Source organism: Pseudomonas sp. MF6751 (genome assembly GCF_016613265.1).
GTDB lineage: Bacteria > Pseudomonadota > Gammaproteobacteria > Pseudomonadales > Pseudomonadaceae > Aquipseudomonas > Aquipseudomonas fluorescens_BV.
The window spans coordinates 319,083-325,278 of the sequence record NZ_JAENSV010000002.1 but is presented as its reverse complement, the minus strand read 5'-3'; the positions used below and the strand labels follow the sequence as shown (position 1 = coordinate 325,278).

The 6,196-nt window shown below is 54.2% G+C and carries 8 protein-coding genes, 4 tRNA genes and 2 rRNA genes; all 14 read left to right on the top strand.

All coding sequences use genetic code 11. From position 1 onward, the window contains the following. Window positions 1-75: ribosomal RNA gene (locus tag JJD66_RS03420) — 23S ribosomal RNA — on the top strand; the annotation flags it as partial. A 151-nt stretch (window positions 76-226) separates the two neighbouring features. Next, window positions 227-342: ribosomal RNA gene (gene rrf / locus JJD66_RS03415) — 5S ribosomal RNA — on the top strand. Window positions 343-497: 155 nt separating this feature from the next. Further along, window positions 498-1,457: a bifunctional biotin--[acetyl-CoA-carboxylase] ligase/biotin operon repressor BirA gene (gene birA / locus JJD66_RS03410; RefSeq protein ID WP_200647585.1), complete on the top strand. Its 960-nt coding sequence runs from the start codon at window positions 498-500 to the stop codon at window positions 1,455-1,457. Then, a complete protein-coding gene (locus tag JJD66_RS03405; protein WP_054896954.1) occupies window positions 1,447-2,196 on the top strand; it encodes a pantothenate kinase in 750 nt (249 codons plus the stop codon). The genes birA and JJD66_RS03405 overlap by 11 nt, the downstream gene beginning before the upstream one ends. 7 nt (window positions 2,197-2,203) lie before the next feature. Next, window positions 2,204-2,650: a hypothetical protein gene (locus tag JJD66_RS03400; RefSeq protein ID WP_105228727.1), complete on the top strand. Its 447-nt coding sequence runs from the start codon at window positions 2,204-2,206 to the stop codon at window positions 2,648-2,650. A gap of 142 nt (window positions 2,651-2,792) precedes the next feature. Further along, window positions 2,793-2,877 (top strand) — tRNA-Tyr (locus JJD66_RS03395). A 24-nt stretch (window positions 2,878-2,901) separates the two neighbouring features. Then, window positions 2,902-2,975: transfer RNA gene (locus JJD66_RS03390), tRNA-Gly, on the top strand. Between the two features lie 26 nt (window positions 2,976-3,001). Then, window positions 3,002-3,077 (top strand) — tRNA-Thr (locus JJD66_RS03385). A gap of 143 nt (window positions 3,078-3,220) precedes the next feature. After that, window positions 3,221-3,296 (top strand) — tRNA-Trp (locus JJD66_RS03380). A gap of 45 nt (window positions 3,297-3,341) precedes the next feature. Beyond that, window positions 3,342-3,710, top strand: coding sequence for a preprotein translocase subunit SecE (secE, locus tag JJD66_RS03375; RefSeq protein WP_003194658.1), 369 nt, complete (start codon window positions 3,342-3,344; stop codon window positions 3,708-3,710). Window positions 3,711-3,719: 9 nt separating this feature from the next. After that, entirely contained in the window at window positions 3,720-4,253 is a 534-nt protein-coding gene (gene nusG, locus JJD66_RS03370; RefSeq protein WP_003176436.1) for a transcription termination/antitermination protein NusG, read from the top strand. Window positions 4,254-4,369: 116 nt separating this feature from the next. Beyond that, window positions 4,370-4,801 (top strand): 50S ribosomal protein L11, encoded by a 432-nt coding sequence (rplK, locus tag JJD66_RS03365; RefSeq protein ID WP_003176435.1) that lies wholly within the window; start codon window positions 4,370-4,372, stop codon window positions 4,799-4,801. Next, window positions 4,801-5,496 (top strand): 50S ribosomal protein L1, encoded by a 696-nt coding sequence (gene rplA, locus JJD66_RS03360; RefSeq protein WP_003176434.1) that lies wholly within the window; start codon window positions 4,801-4,803, stop codon window positions 5,494-5,496. Before rplK ends, rplA begins: the two co-directional genes overlap by 1 nt. Window positions 5,497-5,695: 199 nt before the next feature. Next, complete coding sequence (gene rplJ / locus JJD66_RS03355) at window positions 5,696-6,196, top strand: 50S ribosomal protein L10 (protein ID WP_003232405.1); 501 nt, start codon at window positions 5,696-5,698, stop codon at window positions 6,194-6,196.

Here is a 6,196-nt window from a genome sequence, read left to right as displayed (position 1 = left end):
CGTTGATAGGTTGGGTGTGTAAGCGCTGTGAGGCGTTGAGCTAACCAATACTAATTGCCCGTGAGGCTTGACCATATAACACCCAAGCAATTTGAGTCGAAAGGCCAGATTGCGGTGTGTGAAGACGCAATGAACCGAAAGTTCGACGCTCACAAAACACCACGATCTATCACATACCCAATTTGCTGAAGCGAGGCCAACTGGCCACGACTCAGTACCCGAATTTCTTGACGACCATAGAGCATTGGAACCACCTGATCCCATCCCGAACTCAGCAGTGAAACGATGCATCGCCGATGGTAGTGTGGGGTTTCCCCATGTGAGAGTAGGTCATCGTCAAGATTAAATTCCAAAACCCCAATTGCGAAAGCAGTTGGGGTTTTGTTTTGGGCGCTCGAAAATCTGGTGGGACGTCGATCATGACTGATATCCAGCCTTTCTATGCAATGACCCTGCGCATGGCTATCATGCGTGCCTCATTCTGAGGCGATATGTGCATGCTGACGTTGTTGAAACTTCTGAAAGATGGTCGCTTTCATTCTGGAGAAGCGCTTGGTGCCGCCCTAGGCGTCAGTCGCAGTGCCGTGTGGAAGCAGCTTCAGCATCTTGAGGCAGAATTGAATCTCCCCATTCATAAGATCCGAGGGCGCGGATATAGATTGGCTGCGCCATTGATGTTTTTGAATGCGCAGGAAATTTCTCAGAGGGCGGCTTCCTTGGCTTGGCCCGTTCACATTTTCGACTCCATTGACTCCACTAATGCTGAGGCTTTACGTCTTGTCGATGCGGGCAGTGCGGCTCCTTTTATTGTGCTAGCGGAGCAGCAGACGGCTGGTAGGGGGCGACGAGGCCGCAAATGGGTCAGTCCATTTGCGCAAAACGTTTACTACAGCCTTGTATTGCGTGTTGAGGGCGGCCTGCGGCAACTGGAAGGGCTGAGTCTGGTGGTGGGGCTGGCAGTCCTGCAGGCTCTGCGTGAGTCGGGCGTGGAGGGCGCAGCTTTGAAGTGGCCAAACGACGTCCTGGTTGGGCACAAGAAAATCTCAGGCATCTTGCTTGAGTTGGTGGGAGATCCCGCAGATATCTGTCACGTTGTGCTAGGGATAGGTATCAATGTGAATATGCAGAAGGCTGTAGAGGTTGATCAGCAGTGGACCTCGATGCAGCTCGAGACGGGCTCTTCTGTTGATCGCAATCACCTGGTGGCGCGACTGGGCTTGCAGCTACAAGCCTACCTAGACCGACACAAGGCTGCGGGTTTTGCTGGGCTGCAAGCAGAGTGGGAGCAGCATCACGCGTGGCAAGGGAAGTGTGTGTCGCTTATCGCGGGCGTCAATCAGATTGATGGGGTTGTGCTCGGTGTAGATTGTCAGGGCGCGTTGCGTTTGGATGTCGGTGGCGTTGAGAAAATATACAGCGGTGGTGAGCTAAGCCTGAGGTTGCGTGATGATTCTTGAGCTCGACTGTGGAAATAGCTTTATCAAGTGGCGTGTTCTTGAGTCGAGTGATGCAAGTGTCCGCGCCGAAGGCATCGCAGGTTCGGATATTGCGCTGATCGACAGTTTGGTGGCTTTGCCTGGTCTATTGCTCACGCGTTGTCGGTTGGTGAGTGTTCGCGCGCTTGAGGAGACCGATAAGTTGATAGCAGCGTTGGTAGGGGCATTTGGCGTTGCTGTTTCCTGTGCCACCTCTGCTCGAGAAATGAGCGGAGTGCGCAACGGCTACGAAGACTTCCAGCGCCTAGGAATGGATCGATGGCTGGCCATGCTAGGCGCGTTCAAGTTGGCGTCAGGTGCATGTCTGGTACTCGATTTTGGTACGGCGGCGACCGCAGATTTTATCGGTCCGGACGGTGAGCACCTGGGGGGGTTTATTTGCCCGGGTATGCCGCTTATGCGTAATCAACTGCGAACCCATACTCGCAAGATACGTTATGACGACGCGGCCGCTGAGCGGGCGCTGGAGCGTCTCTCTCCAGGTCGCACGACCGTAGAGGCCGTCGAGCGTGGTTGTACGCTCATGCTTAGAGGTTTCGTGCTGACTCAGCTCGAGTTGGCGCGAGGCTATTGGGGGGAGGATTTCACGGTCTTCCTCACTGGAGGCGATGCCGACCTGGTCAGGGATGCTGCGCCTCAGGCTCGGCTGGTCCCGGACCTGGTGTTTGTTGGTTTGGCGATGGCGTGTCCTTTGTCTTGAGGTGATTATGCGCTGGCTGTTTTTGCTTTTACTGGTTCTCAATGTTTTTTATTACGTCTGGCATCAGCAAGAGGCGCCATTGCGGGCCAAGGATGTCACGCCCTTGAGTCTCCATCGAGGAGCGCAGCAAGATATTCGCCTCTTGAGTGAGTCGGCAGATGCGGTGGCTCGGCGTGATCGAGCGAGGTCGGTGGAGGCGCAGAATACCTGCTTGTACATCGGTGGTTTCTCGGATCGACGCCAAGCCTCCTCTCTCGAGCAGAGGCTCACGAGCCTGGATATAAAGGTCACGGTCCAGTTGCTGAATGCACAGAGCGCCTCGGGTTATTGGTTGCGTGTGGCCCCTGAGAGCCGTCGCCTGGCTGACGATCTGCCCTTTGAAAGCCTTGCTAATGAATTCAATGAGTTAAAACATAAAATAATGCTGTGCGAAGGCATTGCAACTCTCGAATAGTTTGCATAGAATGGCGCCCGCTTCGCAGTGAAGACCTTTAAGGGCTACAGTGCAAAGCTACCGTCAATGCAGCTAACCTCATAATTTAAATGAGAAAATGCTTGACAGAAGGTCGGCGTGATGTAAAATGCCGGCTCGCTTAGGAGGGGTTCCCGAGCGGCCAAAGGGATCAGACTGTAAATCTGACGTCTACGACTTCGAAGGTTCGAATCCTTCCCCCTCCACCATTTTTAGCGTGAGCTGCAAGCTCCGCGGGTATAGTTTAGTGGTAGAACCTCAGCCTTCCAAGCTGATGATGCGGGTTCGATTCCCGCTACCCGCTCCAAGTTTGCAGGTTGTGCAAGGTGTTTCGCTCTTGTAGCTCAGTTGGTAGAGCACACCCTTGGTAAGGGTGAGGTCAGCGGTTCAAATCCGCTCAAGAGCTCCATATAACAAGGCAGATATGAAAATATCTGCCTTTGTTTTAACAGCTGCCTCGGCTTGAATGTTGTTCGATGTTTCAGGTCTTGTGGGGTTGGTTGTTGTAAAGTCTTTTTCAGGCCTGCATAATGGTCGGCCTGATTTTGTTTTAGGTCAGTAGCTCAATTGGCAGAGCGACGGTCTCCAAAACCGTAGGTTGGGGGTTCGATTCCCTCCTGACCTGCCAGATTCACGTGGTGTGTCTGGCTTTCTTTTCACAGGATCTTCATAGATGACTCCTAAGGCTGAAGCTCAAAGCTCTCGTTTCGATCTGGTAAAGTGGCTCGCTGTAGTCGCCTTGGTGGTCGTAGGCGTTGTTGGCAATCAGTACTATTCTGCTTCGCCGATCCTGTACCGTGTACTCGCTTTGCTTGCCCTCGCTGCTGTAGCTGCCTTTGTAGGCCTGCAGACTGCCAAAGGCAAGTCCTTCGCGGTACTGGTTAAGGAAGCTCGCACCGAAATCCGTAAAGTCGTTTGGCCGACTCGCCAAGAAACCACTCAGACCACATTGATTGTCGTGGCTGTTGTTCTGGTTATGGCGTTGCTGTTGTGGGGGCTTGACTCCCTGCTCGGCTGGCTTGTTTCCTTGATTGTTGGCTAAGGGTGTCCCGTGGCTAAGCGTTGGTACGTTGTGCATGCTTACTCGGGTTACGAGAAGCATGTTATGCGCTCTTTGCTGGAGCGCGTAAAGCTGGCAGGCATGGAAGATGGCTTCGGCGAAATTCTGGTTCCCACTGAAGAAGTGGTTGAAATGCGGAATGGGCAGAAGCGCAAAAGCGAACGCAAGTTCTTCCCTGGCTACGTGCTGGTACAGATGGACATGAACGAAGGTACTTGGCACTTGGTCAAGGATACCCCTCGCGTCATGGGCTTCATTGGCGGTACTGCCGATAAGCCTGCTCCGATCACCGACAAAGAGGCGGAAGCAATTCTGCGTCGTGTTGCTGATGGTAGCGACAAGCCGAAGCCGAAGACGTTGTTCGAGCCTGGTGAGGTTGTTCGCGTTACAGACGGTCCGTTCGCTGATTTCAACGGTACGGTCGAAGAAGTTAACTACGAAAAGAGCCGGATCCAAGTGGCGGTGCTCATTTTCGGTCGCTCTACCCCGGTAGAGTTGGAGTTCAGCCAGGTCGAAAAGGTCTAGCAGGACAAGCATCCCAACCCCGCAGCCTAGGCTGTGGGGTTTTGTCGTCACTGGGATAAACGCGCAAGTAACCGGGGAGCCTTTCGAGGCGTTTGAACCCGTAATTGGAGTGCCTCATGGCCAAGAAGATTACCGCTTACATCAAGCTGCAAGTGAAGGCCGCTCAGGCCAACCCTAGCCCACCCGTCGGTCCAGCTCTGGGTCAGCACGGCGTGAACATCATGGAATTCTGCAAGGCCTTCAACGCCCGTACTCAGGGTCTTGAGCCAGGTCTGCCGACTCCAGTGATCATCACTGTATACAGCGACCGTAGCTTCACCTTCGAAACCAAGTCGACCCCGGCTTCGGTTTTGCTGAAGAAAGCTGCCGGTTTGACCAGCGGTTCCGCTCGTCCTAACACCGTTAAGGTTGGCACTGTAACCCGTGCTCAGCTGGAAGAAATCGCGAAAACCAAAAACGCGGATCTGACTGCAGCTGATATGGATGCAGCCGTGCGTACCATCGCCGGTTCTGCTCGTAGCATGGGCCTTAACGTGGAGGGTGTGTAATGGCTAAGCTGACCAAGCGCCAAAAGGCTATCGCCGGCAAAATCGAAGCGGGCAAGTCCTACAACTTCGTAGACGCTGCTGCCCTGCTGACCGAGCTGTCGACTGTCAAGTTCAGCGAGTCTGTTGACGTTGCTGTGAACCTGGGCGTTGACCCACGTAAATCCGACCAGGTCGTTCGTAGCGCTACTGTGCTGCCACACGGTACTGGCAAGACTGTACGTGTTGCCGTCTTCACCCAAGGCCCAGCTGCTGAAGCTGCTCTGGCCGCTGGTGCTGATCGCGTTGGCATGGACGACCTGGCTGCCGAAATGAAAGGCGGCGACCTGAACTATGACGTCGTAATTGCTTCCCCGGATGCAATGCGCGTTGTAGGTCAGTTGGGTCAGATCCTCGGTCCGCGTGGCCTGATGCCTAACCCTAAAGTCGGCACCGTAACTCCAGACGTAGCTACCGCGGTTAAAAACGCCAAGGCTGGTCAGGTTCGTTATCGCACCGACAAAAACGGCATCATTCACACCTCCGTTGGCAAAGTCGGCTTCGATGCCGTCAAGCTGAAGGAAAACGTTGAAGCCCTGATCGCTGATCTGAAGCGTATCAAGCCTGCTTCCTCGAAAGGTATCTACGTCAAGCGCGTTACCCTGAGCACCACTATGGGCCCAGGTCTGGTCATCGACCAAGGCTCGCTGGACGTATAAGACATAAATTGGCGCGAGCAATTGCGCCAATTGAAAGATTGGGGTCCCTGCCTGGCGGGGGCTATCCAAGACCGTAGGCGACGCAAGTCTTAAACCAACAAGCCTACGCAGATGGTGCTCCCGGTTCCTTACCGAATCAGACACCAAAACGACATCAGGCCTAGGCCAGATGAAACGGTAACAAGCAGGAGTTAAACCCGTGGCAATTAATCTCGAAGACAAGAAGGCCATCGTCGCTGAAGTCAACGAGGCTGCCAAAGCTGCTCTGTCCGCTGTCGTGGCTGATGCCCGTGGTGTGACAGTAGGCGCTATGACCGGACTCCGTAAAGAGGCTCGTGAAGCTGGCGTATACGTGCGTGTTGTACGTAACACCCTGCTCAAGCGCGCCGTTGCTGACACTGAATACAGTGTTCTCAACGACGTGTTCACTGGCCCGACTCTGATCGCGTTCTCTAAAGATCATCCAGGCGCTGCTGCCCGTTTGTTCAAGGAATTCGCCAAGAGTCAGGATAAGTTCGAGATCAAGGCAGCTGCGTTCGAGGGCAAGTTCCTCGCAGCTAACCAAATCGACGTACTGGCAACACTGCCGACCCGCGACGAAGCCATTTCGCAGCTGATGAGCGTGATTCAAGGCGCTACCAGCAAGCTGGCTCGTACTCTGGCTGCAGTTCGCGAGCAAAAAGAAGCTGCCGCAGCCTAA